Here is a 24,601-nt window from a genome sequence, read left to right as displayed (position 1 = left end):
TGCGCTCAAAACAATGTCACGAATGACGGGCACGCTTTTAGCCATGTCCTACTGCCTGCGGCTTATGCTCAATGACACAGCTGGCATGCTGTTACGTTTATGGATAAGCAGGAGCAAACCAAGAAACCACAATTTCATCAAGTGCCCGGCCGCAGGAGCACTTTGGTCCAGCCATCCTTGCGCTCATCGAAATTCTTGTAGGCTTCAGGCGCTTGGTCCAGCGGCAACTCATGCGAAACGATAAACGATGGCTTGGCCTTGCCAGCCTCGATCAAGTCGCGCAACGGACGGTTATAGGCCTTGACATTGGCCTGTCCCGTGCCTATCTTTTGGCCTTTCATCCAGAACTGGCCAAAGTCAAATGCCAGTTGCCCCTGCTTTGCCAGATCGTCCTTGGCGCCCGGGTCTTGAGCAATAAAGACGCCAACCACGCCGATGCCACCGGTCGCCCGCACTGTTTTCACAAGGTTGTTCATGGTCAGGTTAGGTACTTCGTTGCGATGCTTGTCGCAACACTGGTAGCCCACGCACTCGCACCCACGGTCAGCACCCTGGCCTTTCGTCAGCGCCAGAATCTGGTCGACGCATGAACCGTCGGAGTCGTCGATGGGAATAGCGCCGGCTTTCTCTGCCAAAGCCAGGCGGTCCTTATGCGTATCGACCACCATGATCTTGCCGGCACCCTTGATCGCCGCAGAATACGCGGCCATCAGGCCGACCGGTCCCGCGCCGTAGATGACCACTGACTCGCCCGGTCGAACACCAGCCAGCTCGGTGGCGTGGTAACCGGTCGGAAAGATGTCGGACAGCATCACATAGTCATTTTCCTTCTCCTGCGCGTCGGGCGGCAACTTCAGGCAGTTGAAGTCGGCATAGGGAACACGCAGGTATTCAGCCTGACCACCGCTGTACGGGCCCATGCCGGCAAATCCATATGCCGCGCCTGCCGTTCCCGGGTTGGCGGTGAGGCAAAAACCGGTTAAGCCACGCTCGCAATTCTTGCAAAAGCCGCAGCCAATGTTGAACGGCAGGCAGACCCGGTCGCCGATTTTGATCCGATCGACCGCGTTGCCCACTTCAACCACTTCGCCAAGATTTTCGTGCCCCAGGATACGGCCAGTCTCCATATCGGTACGGCCTTCATACATGTGCAGGTCAGAACCGCAAATGTTGGTCACGGTGATCCTGACCAGCACATCGGTGGGTCGTTCGATTTTGGCATCGGGCACCTCCTTGACGCGGACGTCGCGCGGACCTTGATAGACGAGTGCTTTCATGGTGGGTTTCCTTTGAAGTTGCCGATTGAAATTGTGTTTGCAGCAACACCGAGAGGTGAAGCACAAGTTGACAACCTTAGTGGCCGTGCCTTCAGCCGCTTGTAAGCGAGCACCAGAGGATCTCGTAAGTCCCCAACCGGCAAAGTACTTCGCGCACGCCGCTTCTCCATTGAAAATTTTTAATGAAAACAACCGCCAACGTAATAAAGATGGATGCAAGCAGCTGCATTTTTAATAGCAGCAAAGCGAAGCGCCGAATTACGCATGCGGTTAATCCAACCGACAAGAAAATTTGAAGCCAGCTTCAATCTGGCAGCCCATGCAGCAGCGCCATCAAGTCCTCCTGATCAATCACTGCGACGCCCAGCGCCTCGGCCTTGATCAGCTTGCTGCCCGCTTCAAGACCAGCCACAACGTAATCGGTCTTCTTGCTGACGGAGCCGGCCACCTTGCCGCCGGCCAGCTCGATCATGTCCTTGGCCTCGTCACGGCTCAGGTCCGGCAAGGTTCCGGTGATCACAAAGGTCTTGCCCGACAGCGGCTTGACTGCCAGCGCCACGGGTTCGCTTTCTTCCCAGGTCACGCCACAGGCACGCAGTTGCTCGACCACTTCACGGTTGTGCGGCTGGTCAAAGAAGGTGTGGATGCTTTTGGCCACGATGGGACCGACATCGTCCACTTCCAGCAACTGCGCTTCAGTCGCATCCATGATGCGGTCCAGCTGGCAAAAATGGCGGGCCAGCGCCTTGGCTGTTGCCTCTCCGACATGCCGGATGCCCAGGCCGAAGACAAAACGCGGCAGGGTGGTGTGCTTGGACTTTTCCAGTGCCGCCACCAGGTTGTTGGCCGACTTCTCTGCCATGCGTTCCAGGCTGGCCAGTGACGCAAAACCCAGCTTGTACAAGTCAGGCAGCGTGCGGATGACGCCCGCATCAACCAGTTGCTCGACCAGCTTGTCGCCCAGGCCTTCAACCTCGACAGCCCGCTTGTGGGCGAAATGCAGGATGGCTTCCTTGCGCTGGGCGGCGCAGAACAGGCCACCGGTGCAGCGGTAATCGGCCTCACCCTCTTCCCGGACGGCCTCTGAGCCGCAGACCGGGCACTGGCGCGGCATGGTGAACTGCGTCGCGTCCGGTACGCGCTTGTCAAGCAGCACGCTGACCACCTCGGGAATCACGTCGCCGGCACGCCGAACGATGACCGTGTCGCCCAGCCGCACATCCTTGCGCCGCGCCTCGTCCTCGTTGTGCAGCGTGGCGTTGGTGACGGTCACGCCACCGACAAACACCGGCGCTAATTTTGCAACCGGCGTCAGCTTGCCGGTGCGCCCGACCTGGATGTCGATCGCCAGCACGGTGGTCAGCTGCTCTTGCGCCGGGTATTTGTGCGCCACCGCCCAGCGCGGCTCACGGCTGACAAAACCCATCCGGCGTTGCAGCGCCAGGCTGTTGACCTTGTAGACCACGCCGTCAATGTCATACGGCAAGCGATCCCGCTCTTTGCGAACAGTGTCGTGAAACGCTATTAATTCAGTAGCGCCTTGCGCAAGCCGGGTCTGCGCTGCGACCGGAAAACCCCATGATTTCAGGGTTTGCAGCAGCGCGTAATGGGTTTCGAATGCCGGGCCATCTTGTTCGGGCGGCGTGACTTCCCCCACACCATAGGCGAAAAAGCTCAGTCGCCGCTCCGCCGCAATCGCCGGGTCGAGCTGGCGCACGCCGCCCGCCGCGGCATTGCGCGGGTTGGCAAATGTTTTTTCGCCCTTCGCGCCTTTGGCGATTTTTTCACGCTGACGCTCGTTCAGTGCCTCAAATTCACCCCGGCGCATATAGACTTCGCCGCGCACTTCCATCACGGGCGGTGCGCCGGAGGGCAGCCTAAGGGGAATCTGCCGAATGGTGCGGATGTTTTGCGTCACGTCCTCGCCCATCTCGCCGTCGCCTCGCGTGGCGGCCTGCACCAGCACACCGTGTTCATAGCGCAGGCTCATGGCCAGGCCGTCGAACTTGAGTTCGGCCACGTACTCGACCGGTGGGTCGGATTCCGTCAACCCCAGTTCCTTGCGCACCCGGTTGTCAAAATTCCGGGCACCGCTGGCCTCGGTGTCGGTTTCGGTGCGGATGCTGAGCATGGCAATCCGGTGGCGCACCGTGGCGAACTGGCCAAGGGCTTTGCCACCGACCCGCTGCGTGGGCGAATCCGGACTTTGCAAATCAGGATGCGCCGCTTCCAGCGCCTGCAGTTCCCGGAACAACCGGTCGTATTCACTGTCCGGAATACTGGGTTCGTCAAGCACATAGTAACGGTGCGCGTGAAGGTCGAGTTCGGCGCGCAGGCCGGCGATGCGTTCGGACGCTGACACGGCTTCGAGTGCCGCAGGCACGGGTATTGGCTGGGCAAACAGGTCAGGAGTGGCCATGGGAATATCGGGAAGCTTCAAAAAATCGGCCGCCTGAGGCAGCCGGAAAATGGATGCAGAAATCAGGATTTCACGAAAACAACCGCCGGCCCAGCACCGAGCCGGCCGACAGTTCGCGCGCATCCATGCGGTCGTACAACGCCTCCAGGTCGGCATGGATCGCTTCCATTGCCTCGGGCCTGACCAAAATCGTGTTGTCATCGATGATCACGCCGTCCATGCTGCCCGCCAGCGCAATCGCCACTTCGCACATGCGGGCAAAAGGCCGTTCCGAACGCAGCACCTGCGGCACATCCAGCGAAAGCGTCACTTCATACAAGGCCGTCTGTTCGGGGTCCTCGGCCTGTGCGGCCTGCGAGTCAAAGCTCAGGCCCAGGATCGGGCCAGGGCCGGTCTGGCTGGCCGGCAAAAGCATGCGGCCAGGCGTGGAGGCGGGCATGAATCCCTGGCCGGCCGCGCATTGCTGCACATAGCCCGGGCTCCAGGCGGTTTTCACGGCGCGCAGCTTGAAGCTCAACTGCGCATCGTGCGCGCCGGCAAACTGGTCAAGTTCCCGGGCACGGGCCACCTCGCTCTGCATTTCGGCAAACTCGACTTCCCCACCAATCGCATCGACAAAAGCCTGCGTCTTCATGACAAATTCGGAGTATTCGATGGCGTTCAGCGCGCCGGTGCGGTTGGCCAGCTGGACGCCGCATTGAAAAGCGCTGTAGCGATGGCCAGCAGCAGGAATTTCCCATTCGCGGCTGTCCTCACGCAGGCCCTCAATGGCAAAAGGCTTGCTGCCCACACGGCGCGTGGTTGGCATGGCAGCCAGCGCGGCTTCGCCAGAAACCGGGGATTCCAGCGTGACCGATGCGATGGCGTCGATCAAAATGTCGAGCACCGGTTTTCTCTCGGGCGTGGTGAGCTGCGTCAGCGCCGCCAGGACGGCATCGGTGTCAAAGCTGGGTTCCTGCCGTTCCGGCAATCCATCGACATCGTCCATCTGGAAATAATTCTCCTGGCCAGGCGCTGGCGCGGGTTCGATGTCGGATACTGGCTTGGCCGTGGCCTGCTTGGGCAGGTTCTTGCGGGCAGACCAGGCGCCATGGGCAACGATGCCCACCAGGACCAGGCTGCCACCGACCGCCAGACTTATTTGTAATGTGCTCATGATGTTTGATGGGTTCAGGCTATTTCGGCAAGTCCCAGGGCGGCCTGCATGTCGACGGCGACGATGCGGGAAACGCCCTGCTCCTGCATGGTCACGCCAATCAATTGCTCGGCCATTTCCATGGCGATCTTGTTGTGGCTGATGAATAAAAACTGGGTTTGCTTGCTCATGCTGGACACGAGTTTGGCATACCGTTCGGTGTTGGCATCGTCGAGCGGCGCATCGACCTCGTCGAGCAGGCAAAACGGCGCCGGGTTGAGCTGGAAAATCGCGAACACCAGCGCAATCGCGGTCAGCGCCTTTTCACCGCCCGAGAGCAGGTGGATGGTCTGGTTTTTCTTGCCCGGCGGCTGCGCCATGACCTGCACGCCGGCGTCCAGGATTTCCTCGCCGGTCATCACCAGCCGGGCATTGCCGCCGCCGAACAGCTCGGGGAACATGCGGCCAAAGTGGCCATTGACGGCGTCAAACGTGCTGGAGAGCAAATCGCGCGTTTCCATGTCGATCTTGCGAATCGCGTCTTCCAGCGTCGCCATGGCCTCGTTCAGGTCGGCCGACTGCGCATCGAGGAACTGCTTGCGTTCCCGGGCAATGCCCAGTTCGTCGAGCGCGGCCAGGTTCACCGCGCCCAGCGCGTGGATGTCGCGCTGGATGCGGTCGATTTCGCCCTGCAGCCCGCTGATGCGCACATTGCCGGACTCGATGGACGCCTGGACCGCCTGAAGATCGGCCTGCGCGTCAAGCAGCAGCTGGGCATATTGCTCGAAACCCAGCCGCGCGGCTTGCTCTTTGAGCTGGAATTCGGTGATGCGCTGGCGCAGCGGATCGAGTTCGCGCTCCAGAGCGGCGCGGCGCTCGTCGCTGCTGCGCAGCCGGTGCGTCAGGTCGTCGTACTGGCTGCGCTGGGCCAGCAACTCGGCGTCGCGCGCGACCTTGGCATTCAGCGCATCCTGAAGCCCGCCCTGCGCTGCGGCATCGCTCAGCCGCGCCAGTTCATCCTGGGCACGGCCTTCTTCGGCGGCAATCGACGACGCCTGGGCGGCGGCAATGGCGATGGAGCGCGCCAGTTCCTCGCGCCGCGATGCCAGGGTGCGCAGCGCAAACTGCGCTTCCTGCAGCTGGCGCTCCAGCGTGCGCTGCTGCTCGCGCGATTCGGCCCGCCGGCGCTCGGCAGCAATCACCCGGTCTTCCAGCTGGGCGTGGCGCTCCTGGCTGTCGGCCAGTTGCATGTCGAGTTCTTCAAACCGGCCTTCGGCAGTGATCTTGCGCTCCTGCAACTCCTCAAGCTGGGGTTCGATTTCGGCCATGTCGGCCTGGAGCTGCTGGCTGCGCGCGCGCGCCTGCTCGGCCAGTTGCGTCAAGCGCAGCACCTCGACCTGCAGCGCATGGCTCTGGTTCTGGCCCTCGCCCGCTTCGCGCCGGGCCGTTGCCAGGCGCTGGCTGGCGTCCAGATAGCTGGCTTCGGCACGCGCCAGCGCCGCCCGGGCTTCCTCGCTGATCAGCAATTGCGCACGCAGGCTTTTTTCCAGGTTGTCGATCTCCTGCGCACGCGCCAGCAAGCCGGCCTGCTCTGAATCGGGCGCATAAAAACTCACGCTGTGCCTTGTGATGGCATGGCCGCCCATGACGTAGATCGTCTCGCCCGGCTCCAGCCGTTCGCGCGCGGCCAGGGCGTCGTCCAGCGTCGGCGCGGTGAAGCAGCCGTCCAGCCAGTCGTCCAGCAGCGCCGACAGCCCGGCATCGTTCAGCCGAAGCAGGTCGGCCAATGGCTTGAGAAGCCCTGCCGGCCGGGCGCGGCCTGGCACGCCGGCCTGCGGCGGCGTGTAGAACGACAGCTTGGCGGGCGGCCCCTGCGCCTGGCCGCGCGCGTCGGTGCCGGCAAAACCGCGCACGATGTCGAGCCGGCTGACTTCCAGCGCGCCCAGGCGCTCGCGCAGCGCCGCTTCCAGCGCGTTTTCCCAGCCCTGCTCGATGTAAAGGCGGCTCCACAGGCCCTGCAGATTTTCAAGCCCGTGCCGGGCCAGCCAAGGCCTGAGCTTGCCGTCGGTCCTGACTTTTTCCTGCAGCGCCTTGAGCGCCTCCAGCTTCGCCGACAGCTCGGCGCGCCTGGCCGATTCGGCATTGGCCGCCTGTTGAAGCGAACGCCGCGCGTCGTCCAGTTGCGGCACGGCTTCGGTCAGCGCCTGCAAACGGGCCTGCGCCACGGACTGCGCTTCGCGCGCATCATCGAGTTGCAAATTCAGGCTGGCCAGCCGTGCCTCGTCGGGCGCATCAAGCGCCTTGCGGTCCGCCGACAGTCGCTCATGGCGCAGGCCGAGCGTGCGCAGTTGCTCTTCGACATGGCGCTGTTCGGCGGCCAGCACCTGGAGTTGCTGCTGCACCTGCGTCACACCGGCGCGCTGCGCATTCGCCGTGGCCTGGGCCTGGCGCAGTGCTTCCTCAAGTGCCGGCAGCTGGTCCTGCTGTTCTTCCAGCTGGGCGGCCAGCAGTTCGGCTTGTTCCTCGGCGTCAAAGGCCTGCCCGGCCAGGCTTTCCGACTCGACCGACGCGTCTTCGCCGCGCGTGGCCCACTGGGCGGATTGCTCTTTCAACTGGACCAGGCGCTGCTCGACGCGCAGCCGGCCATCGACCACGAAACGGATTTCCGCCTCCAGCCGGCTGACCTCGGCGCTGGCCTCATACAGCCGGCCCTGCACCTGGTTCACCTGGTCGCCGGCCGCATAGTGCGCCTGGCGGATGGTTTCCAGGTCGGCTTCAACATGGCGCAAATCAGCCACGCGGCTTTCCAGGTCATTGACCGATTTTTCGGCTTCCAGCCGGACTTTGGCCTGGTCGGCTTCGCTCTCGGCGCGCTTCAAAAACCACAGCTGGTGCTGCTTCAGCGTGCCAGCGGCCTGCAGCGTGTTGTAGCGCAGGGCGACTTCGGCCTGTTTTTCAAGCCGCTCCAGATTGGCATTGAGTTCACGCAGGATGTCGTCGACACGGATGAGATTTTCGCGCGTGTCGCTCAAGCGGTTGGCGGTTTCGCGGCGGCGCTCCTTGTACTTGGACACGCCGGCGGCTTCTTCGAGGAACAGGCGCAGCTCCTCGGGCTTGGATTCGATGATGCGGCTGATCGTGCCCTGGCCGATGATGGCGTAGGCGCGCGGTCCCAGCCCGGTGCCGAGGAACACGTCCTGCACATCGCGGCGGCGCACCGGCTGGTTGTTGAGGTAGTAGCTCGACGTGCCGTCCCGCGTCAACACGCGCTTGACGGCGATTTCCTCGTACTGGCCCCACTGGCCGCCGGCCCGGTGGTCGGCGTTGTCAAACACCAGCTCGACGCTGGCGCGGCTGGCCGACTTGCGGGTGGTGGTGCCGCTGAAGATCACGTCCTGCATCGACTCGCCGCGCAGCTCCGACGCTTTGGATTCGCCCAGCACCCAGCGCACGGCGTCCATGATGTTGGACTTGCCGCAACCGTTGGGCCCGACCACGCCAACGAGCTGGCCCGGCAGCTGGAAATGGGTTGGGTCGGCAAAGGACTTGAAACCAGCTAACTTGATCGAATTGAGACGCACGGCTGACCTGTGTTGTTGAGCCTGAGGCTAATGCGTTGATACTTTTGACGCTTGTGAATCCGCAGCGCTACGGTCAGGCGGCACACGGTCAGTAATGTTACCCGAGCGCAGGATTATTTTTAGAGCCGTGAGGCCCAAAACAGCCTCAGGTCGTGGCCTCTGTACATGCGGCAAGACCCTGCATTGAAAGACACACCATTTATAAAGTCAAATATGCCATTGGCGCTTGCAGCTGTTACGCTTACTGCTATTTAATTCATAGTAATTCATATAAAATCAGGCGCTGAAATTGTCCACTATTGTCCCGTTTCCTGGCGTCCTGCTGGCTGACACCAAGATACATATCCAGCAGAAAACCGACGGCGGGAGGGCGGAGCAGATACCGCAGCAGACCTATGAAGGCACAGCAGGTGACCGGTGGATAATCGCGACCCATGAATCCCCTGCTTTCCCGCCTTCAGCCTTACCCCTTCGAGCGGCTGCGTCACTTGCATGCCGACATCACCCCCAATCCAGCCTACAAACCCATCAGCCTGGGCATTGGCGAGCCGCGCCATGCCACGCCGCAGCTCATCAAGGATGCACTGACCGGCAGCCTGGCGGGCTTGGCCAGCTACCCCGGCACGCTGGGCGAGCCCAAGCTGCGCCAGACCATGAGCGACTGGCTGGCCCGGCGCTATGGCGGGCTGAAAGTTGACCCGGCGACGCAAATCCTGCCAGTTAATGGCTCGCGCGAGGCGCTGTTTGCGCTGGCGCAAACCGTCATTGACCCAAGCCGGCCGGGCGCGACGGTGATCAGCCCCAATCCGTTTTATCAAATCTACGAAGGCGCGGCGCTGCTGGCCGGCGCGCAGCCGTGGTTTGCGCCGAGCGAGGCGGCGCGTAACTTCGGCATTGACTGGGCTGCCGTGCCCGCCGCCGTGTGGGAAAAAACCCAGCTGCTGTTTGTCTGCTCGCCAGGCAACCCGACCGGCGCGGTGATGGACCTTGGCGAGTGGAAACTGCTTTTTGAACTCAGCGACCGTTACGGTTTCGTGATTGCCTCGGACGAGTGCTACAGCGAAATTTATTTCCGGGACGAGCCGCCGCTGGGCGGACTGGAAGCGGCTGCCAGGCTCGGCAGGCATGACTTCAAGAACCTGATCTCGCTGACCAGCCTGTCCAAGCGCAGCAACGTCCCCGGCCTGCGCAGCGGCTTTGTCGCCGGTGACGCGGCCCTCATCAAGTCATTTTTGCTTTACCGCACCTACCACGGCAGCGCCATGAGCCCCATCGTGCAGACCGCCAGCATCGCCGCCTGGGCCGACGAAGCGCATGTGGTGGACAACCGCACGCAGTACCGTGAGAAGTTTGCGCAGGTCACACCGTTGCTGGCGCAGGTGATGGACGTGGCCCTGCCCGACGCTGGTTTTTACCTGTGGGCCGCTGTGCCTGAAGGATTTAATGGTTCGGACACGGCGTTCTCCCGCGAATTGCTGGCTCTTTACAATGTTGTCGTGCTGCCGGGCAGTTACCTGGCCCGCGATGCGCAGGGGCTCAACCCCGGCGCCGGCCGAATCCGAATGGCGCTGGTCGCCGAAACCGCCGAATGTGTGGAAGCCGCCCGGCGCATCGTCCAATTCATTCAATCCAAAGTTCACTGAGAAACCCAAAAATGACACAAGACAACCTGCAAGCCATCATCGACGCCGCATGGGAAAACCGTGCCAATCTGTCAACCACCGCCGCGCCCAAAGAAGTTCTCGAAGCGGTCGAGCACGCCATCGAGCAGCTCAACAACGGCACAATGCGCGTCGCCACCCGCCAAGGCGTGGGCCAATGGACGGTCCACCAGTGGCTGAAAAAAGCCGTATTGCTGAGCTTTCGCCTGAAAGACAACGAAATGATGCGCGCCGGCGAACTGGCTTTTTACGACAAGGTGCAAACCAAGTTCTCGCACCTGAGCGAGCAGGAAATGCGCGCCACCGGCGTTCGCGTCGTGCCGCCCGCCGTGGCACGCCGCGGCTGCTACATTGCCAAGGGCGCGATCCTGATGCCCAGCTACGTCAATATCGGCGCGTATGTCGATGAAGGCACGATGGTCGACACCTGGGCGGCTGTCGGTTCCTGCGCACAGATCGGCAAGAACGTTCACCTGTCGGGCGGCGTCGGCATTGGCGGCGTGCTGGAGCCAATGCAGGCGAACCCGACCATCATTGAGGACAACTGCTTCATCGGCGCACGTTCCGAAATTGTCGAAGGCGTGATCGTCGAGGAAAACTCGGTGATCTCGATGGGCGTGTACATCGGCCAGAGCACGCCGATTTACGACCGTGAACTGGACACTGTGAGCTACGGTCGCATTCCGGCCGGCTCGGTCGTGGTGTCGGGCAACCTGCCCAAGGCCGGCGGCAAGTACAGCCTGTATTGCGCCGTCATCGTCAAGCGCGTGGACGCCAAGACCCGCGCAACGACCAGCCTGAATGACTTGCTGCGGGACTAGAAATGGCCCCCACGCTCCCCGCTTCGCGTGGTTCGCTGCCCCCCGAGGGGGCCGCTGCGCCTGCGGCCCGGCAAAGCCGGTTCCGCGGCCCCTGCTGGGCTGGAGCGGGCTACATGCGTGTGCCGGATCAAACACATTGCGCCTGCGGCGCAAACCACTTGAACCAACCCTGATGAAAGCTGAACCATGAGCACTATGGAAAGAATTCTGCGGTTGATGGTGGACAAGAAGGCGTCAGACGTTTACCTGTCGGCGCACTCGCCGGCGTTGATCAAGATCAACGGACACACCATTCCCATCAATGCGCAAATCCTGCCAGCCGAGGCATGTCGCAGCCTGCTGGCCGAGATTTTGCCCCCCGAGCGCATTGAGGAACTTGATGAAATCGGCGAACTCAACATGGCGCTGCCGGTTGAAGGCTTGGGCAATTTCCGTATCAGCGCTTTTCGCCAGCGCACAACCCACGCAGCCGTGATTCGCTACATCCCGAACAGGATTCCGGCGCTGGCCAGCCTGAACCTGCCGCCGCTGCTGGGCGAACTGATCATGGAAAAGCGGGGTCTGATCCTGATGGTGGGCGCCACTGGCGCTGGTAAAAGCACCACGCTGGCCTCGATGATCGATCGCCGTAACGAAACCACGACGGGGCACATCCTGACGATTGAAGACCCGATCGAGTATTACTTCACCAACAAGAAGTCAGTCGTCAACCAGCGCGAAGTCGGCAGCGACACCCAGTCGCTGCAGGTCGCACTGAAAAATGCGCTGCGCCAGGCGCCTGACGTGATCATGATCGGCGAGATCCGCGACCGTGAAACCATGTCGGCGGCGATTGCCTATGCGCAGTCGGGTCACCTGTGCCTGGCCACCATGCATGCCAACAACAGCTACCAGGCGCTCAACCGCATCCTGAACTTTTACCCGGCAGAGGTGCGTCCGACCCTGCTCGGCGACCTGGCGGCAGCACTGAAGGCGGTGGTTTCGCAACGCCTGCTGCGCAGCCAGAACAACGACCGCATCCCGGCCGTGGAAGTCATGCTCAATACCAAACTGGTGGCGGAGCTGATCGAGAAAGGCGACTTTTCGGGCGTCAAGGAAGCCATGGAAAAATCCATGGCCGAGGGCTCGCAGACCTTCGAGCAGCATATTGCCAAACTGATCACCAACGGCACGGTGACGCGCAAGGAAGGCCTGGCAAATGCCGATTCGCCGACCAACCTGATGTGGCGGCTTGAAAACGACTTCATTGCCGGCAAGGCCAAGGCCGACTTGTCCGGTATCGACCCGGATGACGAACCGTCGTTCACTGAAATCACTTTTGACGTCCGGCACTGAATGTGGCCCCCACGAACGCCCACTGCGTGTGGCTCCCTGCCCCCCGAGGGGGCCGCGCTGCGCCTGCGGTCTGGCAAAGCCAGTCCCGCAGCCCTGGCTGCCTTGGAACTGCCACCCCTCCTGGCTTCGCAAGCACATAGTCTTTCCTTTCACTTCAACTCAAGCCAACCCAGCAGCCACTGATTTTTATGTCCCGAACACTCCACCTTGCCGAGCAACTGATTTCCCGCGCTTCGGCAACGCCCGACGATGCGGGGTGCCAGGACCTGCTGATCGCGCGGCTCGCGCTGCTGGGTTTCAAGTGTGAAACCATCATCAGCGGACCTGAACACTTCCGGGTTACCAACCTCTGGGCAAAATTTGAAGGTTTCAGGCCAGTTGCGCTTGCTGAGCCTTTGCAAGCAGCTATTGAATCCATAGCAAATCCAGACACTGCCGAAATCCGCGTCAAGACGCTGGTGTTTGCCGGCCACACCGACGTGGTGCCAACCGGCCCACTGGAGCAGTGGCACAGCCACCCGTTCACGCCCAGCCACCGGGACGGTAATTTGTACGGACGTGGCGCCGCCGACATGAAAACGTCAATTGCCGCCATGGTCGTGGCGGTCGAGGAATTTCTGGCAGCGCATCCCCGGCCGGCGCTGTCGATGGCTTTTTTGATCACCAGCGACGAGGAAGGTCCGGGGCTTGACGGCACAGTCGTCGTCTGCAACCAGCTCAAGGCGCGCGGCGAAGTGCTTGACTATTGCATCGTTGGCGAACCGACCTCGGTGAAAAACCTGGGCGACATGATCAAGAACGGCCGGCGCGGCACGCTGAGCGGCAAGCTGACGGTCAAGGGCGTGCAGGGCCATATCGCCTACCCGCATTTGGCGAAAAACCCGATCCACCTGTTCGCGCCGGCTCTGGCCGAACTTGTCGCCACGCAGTGGGACCAGGGCAATGAATTTTTCCCCGCCACCAGCTGGCAGGTGTCCAACATGCATGCCGGCACCGGCGCAACCAATGTAATTCCGGGCGACCTGGTGGTGGACTTCAATTTCCGCTTCTGCACCGAATCGACGCCTGAAAGACTGCAGCAACGCCTGTTGGCCATTTTGAGCCGGCACCAGTTTGAATACGACCTGAAATGGACTCTGGGCGGCCTGCCCTTCCTGACCACGCCAGGCACGCTGGTTGATGCGGTGCGTGGTGCAATCCTGGCCGAGACCGGCTTGCAGACCGAACTGTCCACGACCGGTGGCACCAGCGACGGCCGTTTCATCGCCAAGGTCTGCCCGCAGGTGATTGAACTCGGGCCGGTCAATGCCACCATCCACCAGATCAATGAATGCGTGGCGGTCAGCTCGATCGATCCGCTAAAGAATATCTACAAGGGCGTGCTCGAACGCCTGGCGAGTCAGATATGACAAAAACCCCCATCCCCGCCCCCACCGTGACCGTACTGGAGGTGATTGAGCAGATGGCCGACCGGCTGGACGCCGCCGGCCTGAGTTTTGCCGATGGGTATGGCCAGGGCACGACCAATGCGTTCGATGAAGCCGCCTGGCTGGTGCTGTGGAAACTGGGCCTGGAGATCGACGACCTGGAATCGGTCGAAAACCGGCCGGTAGCCCCCGAAGACCAGGCGCAGGTTGCCCTGCTGGTGGACCAGCGCATCAGTACCCGACAGCCTGCCGCCTACCTGACGAACGAAGCCTGGCTGATGGGCGTGCCGTTTTATGTTGATGAACGCGTGATCATTCCGCGCTCGCTGATCGCCGAATTGCTCGACGACGGGAGCATTGATGACTGGCTGAGCGACGAGACGCTGCGCGTGCTCGACCTGTGCACCGGCAACGGCAGCCTGGCGGTGCTGGCCGCCATGGCCTATCCGGAAGTGGTGGTTGATGCCGCTGACATCAGCCGGGACGCGCTGGACGTTGCGCGCATCAACGTCGAGCGGCACCAGCTGGGCAGCCGTATCACCCTGGTCGAATCGGACGGCCTGGCGGCTTGCCCCGGCCCTTACGACCTGATCCTGTGCAACCCTCCTTATGTAAATGCCGCCAGCATGGCCGCCCTGCCCGCCGAATTCAGGGCCGAACCGGGCCTGGCGCTGTCGGGCAATATTCACGGTGGAAGCGACGGCATGGACTTCATTCGTGGCCTTTTTCTGGCCATTGCCGCGCAAATGAACGAAAATGCGGTGTTGGTGCTGGAAATCGGCAACGAGCGCGAAAATTTTGTACGCGCTTTTCCGCACCTGGAGCCGCTCTGGTTTGAAACCAGCGCCGGCCCCGACCAGGTCTTGCTGCTGACGCGGGAACAGCTGGCCTGACCCTTGGCTTTCGTATTTCGGACCGCAAGCGCTTTGCCGGGCGCCCTGCGGTCCGATCCTATTTCTTCAGTCTGTTAATAAATGATTACCCTTAAAAACGTGGTGCTGCGTCGTGGCTCCAAAGTGATTCTCGACAGCGCGTCTGTCACCCTGAACCCTGGCGAGAATGTTGGCCTGGTGGGCCGCAACGGCGCGGGCAAGTCGTCGCTGTTCGCCATGCTCAACGGCTCGCTGCACGAAGACGGCGGCGAATACTACATTCCGGCGCAGTGGAAAATGGCGCAGGTCGCGCAGGACATGCCCGAAACCGAGCAAAGCGCCACCAGCTACGTGATCGAGGGCGATGTGGTGCTGCTGGCCGCACAGACCGAAGTCGATGCGTCCGAACTCAGCGGCGACGGTGACCGCATGGCGCACGCCTACATGGACCTGTACGACGCGGGCGCGCACGACGCGCAATCGCGCGCGCAGGCCTTGATCCTGGGCTTGGGCTTCAAGCTCAGCGAACTCGACAACCCGGTCAACAGCTTTTCCGGCGGCTGGCGCATGCGTCTGCAACTGGCGCGCGCGCTGATGTGCCCGTCTGACCTGCTGCTGCTTGACGAGCCGACCAACCACCTGGACCTGGACGCACTGGTCTGGCTGGAAGCCTGGCTCAAGCGCTACCAGGGCACGATGCTGGTCATCAGCCATGACCGCGAATTCCTCGATGCGGTGACCGATGTGACGATGCACATCGAAAGCGCCAAACTGACACGCTATGGCGGCAACTACAGCAAGTTTGAAGACCTGCGCGCCGAACAGATGGCGCTGCAGCAAGGCGCTTTCAACAAGCAGCAGGACAAGATTGCCCACCTGCAAAAGTTCATCGCCCGCTTCAAGGCCAAGGCCAGCAAAGCCAAGCAGGCGCAAAGCCGGGTGAAGGCACTCGACCGCATGGAGAAAATCGCGCCATTGCTGGCCGAAGCCGATTTCACCTTCGAGTTCAAGGAACCGGCCAACCTGCCCAACCCGATGCTGTCGATGCAGAACGCCTACTTCGGCTACCCCGCGCCCGAGGATGCGCCCGAAGGCACGCCGCCCACCGTCATCGTGCAGAACGTCAGCAAGTCCGTGCTGGCCGGCCAACGCATCGGCATTCTGGGTGCCAACGGCCAGGGCAAGTCAACGCTGGTGAAAACCGTGGCGCGCGCACTGGCGCCGATTGAAGGCGAAATGACCGAGGGCAAGGGCTTGAACATCGGTTATTTTGCGCAGCAGGAGCTCGACGTGCTGCGCCCGGCCGACAACCCGCTGGAGCACATGATTCGTCTGGTGAAGGAAGTCAGCGCCGCCGGCAAGCTGGGCAACCAGCCGACCCGCGAGCAGGACTTGCGCAGCTTTCTGGGCAATTTCAACTTTGGCGGCGACATGGTCAAGCAGTCCGTTGGCTCCATGAGCGGCGGCGAAAAAGCGCGACTGGTGCTGTGCATGATTGTCTGGCAGCGGCCCAACCTGCTGCTGCTTGATGAGCCGACCAACCACCTGGATTTGGCGACGCGTGAGGCGCTGTCGATGGCGCTCAATGAGTTTGAAGGCACAGTCATGCTGGTCAGCCACGACCGCGCCTTGCTGCGCGCCGTGTGCGACGAGTTCTGGATGGTGTCGCGCGGTGGCGTGGCCCCGTTTGACGGCGACCTGGACGACTACCAGCGCTACCTGCTTGACGAGGCCAAGCGCATGCGCGAAGAAGCCAAGAAGTCGAACAACAGCGCGACAGCCCCAGTTGCTGCCAAAAAAATAGCAGCTAGCGCAGATGCAGCAAGCGCAACAAGTACTTTTGATGCTAAAAATTCATCCGACAAGAAAGAAGATGCCCAACGCCGACAGCAGCAATCCGATGCAGCCAAGCCGCTGCGCAAGGATCTGGAAAAGATCGACCGCCAGTTGCTCAGCATGAACAGTGAAAAAGCCAATCTCGAAACCTTGCTGACCTCTTCCAAGTCACCGGCAGAAATTGCCCAGGCCGGCAAGCGGCTCAAGGTGATTGAGGCCGACTTGGCCAAGCTGGAAGAGCGCTGGCTGGAGGTGACGGAAAAGCTCGAAGTCGTTGCTGCATGAAACGCCACATGCCCAGCCCGTGATTGGCTGGAGGCGATGGGCGGCAAGCCTTGCCGCGTGATAAAAACCATGGCACGCAAGACGACATCCCATGAAAGGTTTTCGAGCCATGCCCACTCCCCTGCAACTCGCCGCTGACGATGCGGCGCTTCAAGCGGCGGTGATTCGCAGCCGCAAGCTGCTGCACAAGCGCGCGATGTTCGCTGCTGTTGCCAGCGCCGTGCCGGTGCCCGGCCTGGACTGGGCGGTGGATGCGGCACTGCTGTCCAAACTGATTCCGGCCATCAACAAGGAGTTTGGTCTGGCGCCCGAGCAGATCGACCAGCTTGATCCGGAAAAGCGCGAACAGGTGCAAAAAGCCGTGGCCATGGTCGGCTCGGTTCTGGTGGGCAAGTTCATCAGCCGCGACCTGATCATCAAGGCCGGCACGAAGATTGGCACGCGCATGGCGACCAAGCAGTTGGCCAAGTACATTCCGCTGGCCGGCCAACTCGTGGCGGCCAGCGTGGGTTACGCGGCCATCCGCTACTTTGGCGAAGAGCACATGAAGGACTGCATCCGGGTGGCCCAGCAGGCGCAACTGCGGTTGAATTGAGGCTGCACCACGGCTGGTGAGACTGTCAGGCCAAGACCTTCACTTTCTGAAAAACAAAAGGGTGCTGACCGCGTGAACAGCCAGTACCCAGCATGGCCACAGACGCTGCAGCTTAAACGGCGTCCATCCGGTCCCGGATCTGCTGCAACGCACCCGGATCGTCCATCGACGTCAGGTCACCGGCATCGCGGCCTTCGCACACAGCCTGAATCACGCGGCGCAGCAGTTTGCCGCTTCGCGTCTTGGGCAGGGCCGCAACAAAACGAACCCGCGCCGGCCGGGCCACTGCGCCCAGGTCACCGTCCACGCGTTTCATGATCTCGGCTTCCAGCCTGGCGCAGGCGGCGCTGTCGCCCATCATGCTGGAATCCTTGAGCACCACGAAGGCCATGGCGACCTGGCCCTTGAGTCCATCGGCCACGCCCACCACGGCCACTTCGGCCACTTGCGCATGGCCGGAAATGCTTTCCTCGATCTCGCGCGTGCCGAGCCGGTGCCCAGCGACGTTGATCACATCGTCGGTGCGGCCCAGGATGAAGAAGTAGCCGTCGGCGTCGCGAATGCCCCAGTCAAAGGTGCTGTACACCAGCTTGCCGGGAATGCTTTTCCAGTAGGTGTTGACGAAACGCGCGTCGTCTTGCCAGATGGTCTGCATGAAGCCCGGAGGCGTCGGGCCTTCGATCACGACCACGCCTTTTTCGCCCGGCGCGGTGAGTTCTTCGCCAGTCGCCTCGTGCAGCAGCTTGACGTGGTAGCCGTACATCGGAATGCCGGGGCTGCCGAACTTGCTTGGCTTTTTCTCGACGCCGTTGGCGATCGTCAAAATCGGCCAGCCGCTTTCGGTCTGCCAGTAGTTGTCGATGATCGGCACATTCAAGCCTTCGCTGATCCATCGCGCCGTCGGTTCATCCAGCGGCTCGCCGGCCAGGAACAGCGCACGCAGGCTGGACAGATCGTATTTGGTCAGCAGCGCCGGGTCTTGTTTCTTCAGCACGCGCACGGCAGTCGGGGCGCTGAACATGACGGTGACCTTGTACTTTTCGACCAGTTCCCACCAGATGCCGCCATTAGGCTTCTTGTCCATGCCCTGTGTCGGCAGGCCTTCGTACATGATGGTCGCCATGCCGGCAATCAGCGGGCCATACACAATGTAGCTGTGGCCGACCACCCAGCCGATGTCGCTGGTCGAGAAGAAGGTTTCGCCGGCACGTCCGTCGAAGATGTGCTTCATGCTGGCGGCCAGCGCCACGGCATAGCCGGCGGTGTCGCGCTGCACGCCCTTGGGCTTGCCGGTGGTGCCGCTGGTGTAGATGGTGTAGCTGATGGCGGTCGAGTCCAGCCACTCGCACGGCACTTTCGCATCGAAATGTGTTTCGCGCATTTCGTTCCAGCGGTGGTCGCGCCCGGCGACCAGTTCCATGCTTGCCAAGCCACGGTCGGCCAGCAGCACGGCGCCCGGCTTGTGGCTCGACAGGCGTATGGCTTCGTCGAGCAGCGGTTTGTAGGGCAGCGCCTTGCCGCCGCGCGAGCCGGCGTCGGCGCTGACGATGACCTTGGGCGCCGCGTCCTCGATGCGCGAGGCTAAAGAGCCGCTGGCAAAGCCGCCAAACACCACGCAATGCACCGCACCGATGCGTGCGCAGGCCAGCATCGCAAAAGCGGCTTCGGCAATCATCGGCATGTAGATCAGCACGCGGTCGCCATTTTCAACGCCGAGCGCTTTTAGGCTGGCGGCCATGCGCTGCACTTCGCCGTGCAGGTCGCCGAAGGTGTAGATTTTCTCGGTACCGGTTTCGCTGGAGACGGCAATCAGCGCGGCTTGGTCAGCCCGGTCTTTAAGGTGGCGGTCCACGGCGTTGTGGCACAGGTTGGTCTGGCCGCCTTCGTACCAGTTGACGAAGGGCGGGTTGTCGTAATTGCAGACGCGGTCAAACGGCTGGTGCCAGTCGATCAGCCCGGCCTGTTCGGCCCAGAAAGCGTCGGGCTGGTCGATGGACTGGCGGTAAAAGTCTGCATAGCTGGTCATGAATGGTCTCCGGAATTTTGAAAAAAACTGTCGATTGAAATTTTGACCACCTCACGGCAGATGGGTTTGCGCATCATCAAGGCCGTCGGCTTTTATGCATCGCAGGCCAGGGAATTTCGTTCACATCACGGTCGGCATGAAGAAAACCCACACCCAAGATATCTGGAAACTGCATTCTTAATTATGAACAACGGTCTTTCTGCAAGCTGACGTCTGGTGTTCAAGATTCTCGGAAGCATCCTGATTGCTCCTATAAAAATAGCTGTGGTTAAACGCCCATCAAGCGCAAAGGACAGTTTTCATACTAAAAATTGATTTTTTCATTTTCATCTGCGGTCTCTGTCCATTTCGGATTAAATCGGCGGCTGGCCCACTTGACGCAAAACTTCATGAGCACAGCAGAAGAACCCGGCTTCAACGCCCGACTGTGGCGTCGCTTTACAGAGATTGCACGGCCATACTGGTTTTCAGAAGAACGCTGGCGCGCCCGTGGCCTGCTGCTTTTGCTGGTTGTTCTACTGCTGGGGCAGACCGCCTTCAACGTGCTGTTCAACCAGGAAACCGGCGAATTCACCTCGGCGCTGGCCGCGCAGGATGCCGACCGCTTCTGGGCATCGATCTGGCGCTACACGGCGATTCTTGTGGCGGCGGTGCCGATCTACGCCCTGTACTACTACGTGCGCGACACGCTCGGACTGCGCTGGCGCCGCTGGCTGACGGATTCCTTCCTGGCGCGCTATTTCGACCAGCGCGCCTACTACCGGCTGGGCGCTGCCGACGGCATCGACAACCCCGACCAGCGCATTGCCGAGGACATCAACACCTTCACCCAGCAGTCGCTGTATTTTTCAATGATCGTGCTCGGCTCGGTGTTGCAACTCGTCGCCTTTTCCGCCGTGCTGTGGTCAATCTCGCGGGGGCTGGTGTTGTTCCTGATCGGCTATGCGGTGTTCAGCACCGTGTTCACCGCCACAGCATTTGGCAAGCGGCTGATCGGGCTGAATTTTCGCCAGCTGCAGCGCGAGGCCAACTTCCGCTTCGGCTTGGTGCGGGTGCGCGAGCACGCCGAGCCGATTGCCTTTCACGACGGCGAGGCGCGTGAGATGACGGTGCTGCAAGCCATTTTTTCCAGGGTCTATGCCAACTACCAGCAGGTGCTGCGCTGGCAGTTCGGGGTCAACCTGTTCCAGTACGCCCATGCTTTCCTGACAATCGTGCTGCCGACGGTGATCATTGCCGGCGATGTGCTGTCGGGGCGGCTGGAAGTCGGCCGCGCCATCCAGGCCGCCGGTGCGTTTGCCGCCATCCTGAGCGCGCTGACGGTGATCGTCGAGCATTTTGAAAGCCTCAGCCGTTTTTCCGCCGGCGTCGAGCGGCTGCATACTTTTTCCGATGCCTTGCAAGCCAATGCCAGCCGCCCGACCAACGCAGACACAGACACAGACGCAGACGCAGACGCAGACGCAGACGACAGCGTGCAGCATGTCGAAACGCGGCACGGCTTTGGGTTGTCGCTTGAGCAGGTGACCATTCTCACGCCCGGCCGCGAGCACCTGCTGCTGCGCGAGCTCACGCTGGAAGTCAAGCCCGGCGAAGGCTTGCTGATTTCCGGACCCAGCGGCACGGGCAAGAGTTCGCTGTTGCGGGTAATTGCCGGACTGTGGACCACGGGCTCGGGGACGATCACGCGCCCGGCCGGATCGGACATGCAGTTCATGCCCCAGCAGCCCTATTTGCTACTGGGCGACCTGCGCAGCCAACTGACGTATCCGCACGCGGACAGCGATATTTCAGACGAGGAACTGCTGCACTGGCTGACGCGGGTGAACCTGCCGACGCTGGCCGGGCGCTTCGGTGGCCTGCGCGCCGAACTTGACTGGGGCCGGGTACTGTCGGTCGGCGAGCAGCAGCGGCTGGCCTTTGCCCGCGCCCTGCTCGCCAGGCCGCGCTACCTGCTGCTGGACGAAGCCACCAGCGCACTGGATGCGGCAAACGAAGAGTTGCTGTACAGCCAGCTGGCCGGCCTGTCGATCACGCCGGTCAGCATCAGCCACCACCCGGCGGTGGCGAAATACCACCAATGGGTACTCGAACTGCGTGGGGATGGCCAGTGGACGCTGCAAAGAGCGAGCGGCTATCAGTGATTTACAGGGCAACGCGAAATTACTTCACCAGCGCAAGCAATTCCCTGAAGGCGTCGTGTTCACAGGTGCGTGCCCATTCAAAGGCCACCATCTCGGTGGTGACCAGTTCGGCGCCGTTGCCGGCCAGCCGGTCGAACGCGGCGTCGCGGTTGCGCTCGCTGCGCGAGCTGCAGGCGTCGGTGACGACCCACACGTCGAACTCTTCTTCGAGGAGTTCCAGCGCGGTCTGCATCAGGCAGACATGCGCTTCGCAGCCGGCAATGACGATCATGCTGCGGCCCTCTTCTTCTGGCTCTGCGGGCTTTTGCAGGTGCTTGGGCAGGCTGCGCGCATTGCCGCCGGTCGGTGCCTTGCGAACTGGCGGACGCAGCCACTCAACCAGGCCGTCGGAGGCGGCGCTGAAATGCATCTTTGCCATGGTCTTGCCGCCGGCCGAATCAATCGCCGCCTGCAACTCGGGCAGGTTCTGGCCGAGTTTTTCGGGGTTTTGCGCAGTGCCCCAGACCGGAACGTCCAGGATGCGGGCCATGCGGGCCAGGCGCAGGGCATTGGCCACGACGATCTCATGTTCAAAAATCACCGGCATCAGGCGGGTCTGGTAATCAATCAGCACAAGCTGGGAGTCGTCGGCATCTAGCAACATGGTTATTCCTTTGGGTTGGCGGCCATTATCCCAGCCCTTGCCACCAGTGACGACCGACCGCCTGCGGGCCGCTAGCGAGCGACGCGCGCCCGGTCCACGATGCGGCCGGCCTGCGCACGGGAAACCGAAGCACCCATGGAGCCCAGGGTGCACCCCCAGCCCGCGGCCTGGGCATTGAGCCGCGTGCCCATGAAGGCATCGACCACCTCGATGCTGGAGTGGCGCAGCAGTTCCACGCCCTGGACGGCACGGGCCATGGCTTCGCAGGCCGGCCGGGCCAGGAATTCATCGTCAATGGCCGCCTGGACGAGGGGCGGCAAGGCCTGCAGGTAGGCGTCGAAGCGGCGATCCATGCCGTGGACCGAATTGACTTCGGCCATGAAGGCCTCGCGCGTGATGGGCTCCTTCAGCAGCGAGCGCCGCACATCCATGCACATCATGTTGGCAGTGCCTTCCCAGACGCTGTTCAGCGGCGCCTCGCGGTAGAGCCGGGCCATCGGGTTTTCCTCGATGAAGCCGTTGCCACCGTGGCATTGCAGGGCTTCGTAGGCAATGGCGGGCGCCCGCGAGCAGTTGAAGAACTTGGCCATCGGCGTGGCCAACCGCGCGAAGGCCTTTTCCTGCGCGCTGCTTTCGATATGGTCGGTGGCCCTGGCGACGCGCAGCGCCAGCAGCGTCGCCGCCTCGACCTCGATGGCCATGTCGGCCAACACATTGGCCATCATCGGCTGCTCGGCCAGCGTCTGCCCGAAGCCCCGGCGGGTGCCGGCATGGTTGAGCGCCAGCGTCAGCGACTGGCGCATCAGGCCGGCCGACCCGACGGCAAAGTCCAGCCGCGTCAGGTGCGCGTGCGACAAGATCTCGCGCAGGCCGCCGCCTTCCGGCCCGACGCGAATCGCCAGCGTGCCGGCATATTCGATTTCGCTGGAGGCATTGGACTTGTTGCCGCACTTGTCCTTCAGTCGCTGGATGAAAAACCGGTTGAAACTGCCGTCCGGCAAGGTGCGCGGCAGGAAAAAGCAGGTCACACCGCCGGCCACCTTGGCGAGCGTGAAAAAGCCGTCAGACTGCGGCACTGAACAAAACCACTTGTGGCCCGTCAGCTCGTACCAGTGGGCCGTGGCGCCGTGGTAGCCGGCGCTGTGCGAAAAGCGGGCCGTGGTTTGCGTCTCGCGCAGGTCCGAGCCGCCCTGCTTTTCGGTCATGGCGTAACCGATCACGACCGACGCCTTGTCGGCCACTTCGCGGCGGCTGAACTCATACTGCGTACCGCGCACCTTGTCGGCCCACAGCTTCAGGCAGGGCTCGGACTGAAAGCCGGCATAAGACGCATACGCCATGCCGGTCGGGCAGGCCGTGCCGTGCTCGACCTGGTTCCAGAGGTAGGACAGCACGGCCCGGGCATAGTGCGGCTGCGCCTCGGGCGCAGTCCAGGCCAGCGAATGCACCTCGTGCTTCCAGGCCAGCGCCATCAGCTGGTGCCAGCTGGGGTGAAATTCGACCCAGTCGGTGCGGTTGCCGTAGCGGTCATGCGTCTTGAGCTCGGGCAGGTGCCGGTTGGCCAGGCGGGCCAGGTCCTGAATGTCCTCGTCGCCGACGAGCCGCCCCAGCGCCTGGCAGCGCCCCGACGCCCACGGCACTTCGCGCTGCACGGCGGCGGACAGCACGGCGTCCTGGTCGAATGCATTGAAGCCGGTCAGCGGGCTGGCCTGGTTCTTGACAAGATGCGTGACATGAAGGCTTTCGCCCTGCGGCAAGGGCAACAGCTGATGGGTGTCAATGGGTGCGTTCATGAGAGTCTCCAGCTTGGGTTGCAGGCGTCCTGGCCACGGGCCAGACGAGCGGACAAATCGTCAAGGTAACGGTTGAAAAGGTCGGTGGCGTCCTGGCCGAACATGCGAATGCGACCGGTGTGCTGAAGCAACAACAGGCCGACGCCGTGGGCAAACAGTGCGGTGTTTTCACGCAGCGATTCGTGCGGCGTCAGCCCCATTGCCTGTAATGCCGCTTCGCACGGACGCAGCGCATCGTGCAGGCGGTCATTGAGCTGGACATTGAGATCAGCATTCAGCCCGCGCGGCTGCATGCCCTGCACCAGGTAAAAGCCCAGGTCCAGGTCGCGCGGATTGGCGGCATAAAAGCCGAACCAGGCGCTGGCTTTGGCCCTTAGAACATCAGCCGCCGAACCGTCAGGCGCATCGGCGGTATCGACCACGTTGTTCAGCCGCTCCAGCGATTCAGCCAGCAACGCACCGTAGATCGCTTCCTTGTTTTCAAAATAAGAATAGATGGCACCGGGCGTGTAGCCGGCAGCCTTGGCGATTTCCCGGATGCTCGCACCTTCGATGCCGAGCCGCTGGAACACCGAACGCGCAGCGTCCAGCATCAGCGCCCGGCGCGAGTCGTTCAGGGCCTGTTGGCGTTGAATTTTGGCTTGCATGGCCTGAATATAAGCGGAAACAGGTGGAGCAACCACGCAAAATTAAACACTTGATAATTAAATTGAACAGTGTTTAAATTATTTGGAACCCACTACAGGAAAAT

General features: G+C 62.0%; 16 protein-coding genes. 8 read left to right on the top strand and 8 right to left on the bottom strand.

Going from position 1 to position 24,601, the window contains the following annotated elements:
• Positions 1 to 137: 137 nt before the first annotated feature.
• The 4 genes from H4V98_RS10280 to smc all read right to left on the bottom strand — a co-directional run bounded on the left by H4V98_RS10280 (position 138) and on the right by smc (position 8,412).
• Entirely contained in the window at positions 138 to 1,277 is a 1,140-nt protein-coding gene (locus H4V98_RS10280) for a glutathione-independent formaldehyde dehydrogenase (protein ID WP_196863897.1), read from the bottom strand.
• 304 nt (positions 1,278 to 1,581) lie between these two features.
• Entirely contained in the window at positions 1,582 to 3,696 is a 2,115-nt protein-coding gene (gene ligA, locus H4V98_RS10275) for an NAD-dependent DNA ligase LigA (protein WP_196863896.1), read from the bottom strand.
• A gap of 70 nt (positions 3,697 to 3,766) precedes the next feature.
• Entirely contained in the window at positions 3,767 to 4,852 is a 1,086-nt protein-coding gene (locus H4V98_RS10270; RefSeq protein WP_196863895.1) for a cell division protein ZipA C-terminal FtsZ-binding domain-containing protein, read from the bottom strand.
• 14 nt (positions 4,853 to 4,866) lie between these two features.
• Positions 4,867 to 8,412 (bottom strand): chromosome segregation protein SMC, encoded by a 3,546-nt coding sequence (smc, locus tag H4V98_RS10265; protein ID WP_196863894.1) that lies wholly within the window; start codon positions 8,410 to 8,412, stop codon positions 4,867 to 4,869.
• A 434-nt stretch (positions 8,413 to 8,846) separates the two neighbouring features.
• Between smc and dapC the strand changes: the two genes are divergently transcribed.
• The 7 genes from dapC (at position 8,847) to H4V98_RS10230 (ending at position 17,244) form a co-directional block, all read left to right on the top strand.
• Entirely contained in the window at positions 8,847 to 10,055 is a 1,209-nt protein-coding gene (gene dapC, locus H4V98_RS10260) for a succinyldiaminopimelate transaminase (protein WP_196863893.1), read from the top strand.
• An 11-nt stretch (positions 10,056 to 10,066) separates the two neighbouring features.
• Positions 10,067 to 10,894, top strand: coding sequence for a 2,3,4,5-tetrahydropyridine-2,6-dicarboxylate N-succinyltransferase (gene dapD / locus H4V98_RS10255; protein WP_196863892.1), 828 nt, complete (start codon positions 10,067 to 10,069; stop codon positions 10,892 to 10,894).
• Positions 10,895 to 11,080: 186 nt separating this feature from the next.
• Entirely contained in the window at positions 11,081 to 12,229 is a 1,149-nt protein-coding gene (locus H4V98_RS10250) for a PilT/PilU family type 4a pilus ATPase (protein WP_196863891.1), read from the top strand.
• 188 nt (positions 12,230 to 12,417) lie between these two features.
• Positions 12,418 to 13,638: a succinyl-diaminopimelate desuccinylase gene (gene dapE, locus H4V98_RS10245; protein ID WP_196863890.1), complete on the top strand. Its 1,221-nt coding sequence runs from the start codon at positions 12,418 to 12,420 to the stop codon at positions 13,636 to 13,638.
• Entirely contained in the window at positions 13,635 to 14,549 is a 915-nt protein-coding gene (gene prmB, locus H4V98_RS10240; RefSeq protein WP_280757486.1) for a 50S ribosomal protein L3 N(5)-glutamine methyltransferase, read from the top strand. Before dapE ends, prmB begins: the two co-directional genes overlap by 4 nt.
• Before the next feature lie 81 nt (positions 14,550 to 14,630).
• Positions 14,631 to 16,649: an ATP-binding cassette domain-containing protein gene (locus H4V98_RS10235; RefSeq protein ID WP_196863888.1), complete on the top strand. Its 2,019-nt coding sequence runs from the start codon at positions 14,631 to 14,633 to the stop codon at positions 16,647 to 16,649.
• Positions 16,650 to 16,758: 109 nt separating this feature from the next.
• Entirely contained in the window at positions 16,759 to 17,244 is a 486-nt protein-coding gene (locus H4V98_RS10230; protein WP_196863934.1) for a hypothetical protein, read from the top strand.
• 112 nt (positions 17,245 to 17,356) lie between these two features.
• On the opposite strand, the gene H4V98_RS10225 is transcribed toward H4V98_RS10230, so the two are convergent.
• Positions 17,357 to 19,270: a propionate--CoA ligase gene (locus tag H4V98_RS10225; RefSeq protein WP_196863887.1), complete on the bottom strand. Its 1,914-nt coding sequence runs from the start codon at positions 19,268 to 19,270 to the stop codon at positions 17,357 to 17,359.
• Between the two features lie 389 nt (positions 19,271 to 19,659).
• On the opposite strand from H4V98_RS10225, the gene H4V98_RS10220 reads away from it, so the two are divergent.
• Complete coding sequence (locus H4V98_RS10220; protein WP_280757485.1) at positions 19,660 to 21,414, top strand: ABC transporter ATP-binding protein/permease; 1,755 nt, start codon at positions 19,660 to 19,662, stop codon at positions 21,412 to 21,414.
• Between the two features lie 19 nt (positions 21,415 to 21,433).
• Here the strand turns inward: H4V98_RS10220 and H4V98_RS10215 are convergent, their stop codons facing one another.
• From H4V98_RS10215 to H4V98_RS10205, 3 genes are all read right to left on the bottom strand, one after another.
• Complete coding sequence (locus H4V98_RS10215; protein WP_196863885.1) at positions 21,434 to 22,057, bottom strand: isochorismatase family protein; 624 nt, start codon at positions 22,055 to 22,057, stop codon at positions 21,434 to 21,436.
• A 71-nt stretch (positions 22,058 to 22,128) separates the two neighbouring features.
• The gene (locus tag H4V98_RS10210; protein WP_196863884.1) at positions 22,129 to 23,850 is read right to left on the bottom strand and encodes an acyl-CoA dehydrogenase family protein; all 1,722 of its coding nucleotides are present in this window, start codon (positions 23,848 to 23,850) and stop codon (positions 22,129 to 22,131) included.
• A complete protein-coding gene (locus tag H4V98_RS10205; protein ID WP_196863883.1) occupies positions 23,847 to 24,497 on the bottom strand; it encodes a TetR/AcrR family transcriptional regulator in 651 nt (216 codons plus the stop codon). The genes H4V98_RS10210 and H4V98_RS10205 overlap by 4 nt, the downstream gene beginning before the upstream one ends.
• Positions 24,498 to 24,601: the final 104 nt, after the last annotated feature.

Source organism: Polaromonas sp. CG_23.6, assembly GCF_029892315.1.
Classification (GTDB): Bacteria; Pseudomonadota; Gammaproteobacteria; order Burkholderiales; family Burkholderiaceae_C; genus Polaromonas.
Note: the sequence above shows the minus strand (reverse complement) of the source record. Positions and strands in the feature narration are given on the sequence as shown.

What these genes read in the sequence shown, in the direction of transcription:
- H4V98_RS10280 (WP_196863897.1), bottom strand. Translation starts at nt 1,277, where the DNA reads ATGAAAGCACTCGTCTATCAAGGTCCGCGCGACGTCCGCGTCAAGGAG.
- ligA (WP_196863896.1), bottom strand. Translation starts at nt 3,696, where the DNA reads ATGGCCACTCCTGACCTGTTTGCCCAGCCAATACCCGTGCCTGCGGCA.
- H4V98_RS10270 (WP_196863895.1), bottom strand. Translation starts at nt 4,852, where the DNA reads ATGAGCACATTACAAATAAGTCTGGCGGTCGGTGGCAGCCTGGTCCTG.
- dapC (WP_196863893.1), top strand. Translation starts at nt 8,847, where the DNA reads ATGAATCCCCTGCTTTCCCGCCTTCAGCCTTACCCCTTCGAGCGGCTG.
- dapD (WP_196863892.1), top strand. Translation starts at nt 10,067, where the DNA reads ATGACACAAGACAACCTGCAAGCCATCATCGACGCCGCATGGGAAAAC.
- H4V98_RS10250 (WP_196863891.1), top strand. Translation starts at nt 11,081, where the DNA reads ATGAGCACTATGGAAAGAATTCTGCGGTTGATGGTGGACAAGAAGGCG.
- dapE (WP_196863890.1), top strand. Translation starts at nt 12,418, where the DNA reads ATGTCCCGAACACTCCACCTTGCCGAGCAACTGATTTCCCGCGCTTCG.
- prmB (WP_280757486.1), top strand. Translation starts at nt 13,635, where the DNA reads ATGACAAAAACCCCCATCCCCGCCCCCACCGTGACCGTACTGGAGGTG.
- H4V98_RS10235 (WP_196863888.1), top strand. Translation starts at nt 14,631, where the DNA reads ATGATTACCCTTAAAAACGTGGTGCTGCGTCGTGGCTCCAAAGTGATT.
- H4V98_RS10230 (WP_196863934.1), top strand. Translation starts at nt 16,759, where the DNA reads ATGCCCACTCCCCTGCAACTCGCCGCTGACGATGCGGCGCTTCAAGCG.
- H4V98_RS10225 (WP_196863887.1), bottom strand. Translation starts at nt 19,270, where the DNA reads ATGACCAGCTATGCAGACTTTTACCGCCAGTCCATCGACCAGCCCGAC.
- H4V98_RS10220 (WP_280757485.1), top strand. Translation starts at nt 19,660, where the DNA reads ATGAGCACAGCAGAAGAACCCGGCTTCAACGCCCGACTGTGGCGTCGC.
- H4V98_RS10215 (WP_196863885.1), bottom strand. Translation starts at nt 22,057, where the DNA reads ATGTTGCTAGATGCCGACGACTCCCAGCTTGTGCTGATTGATTACCAG.
- H4V98_RS10210 (WP_196863884.1), bottom strand. Translation starts at nt 23,850, where the DNA reads ATGAACGCACCCATTGACACCCATCAGCTGTTGCCCTTGCCGCAGGGC.
- H4V98_RS10205 (WP_196863883.1), bottom strand. Translation starts at nt 24,497, where the DNA reads ATGCAAGCCAAAATTCAACGCCAACAGGCCCTGAACGACTCGCGCCGG.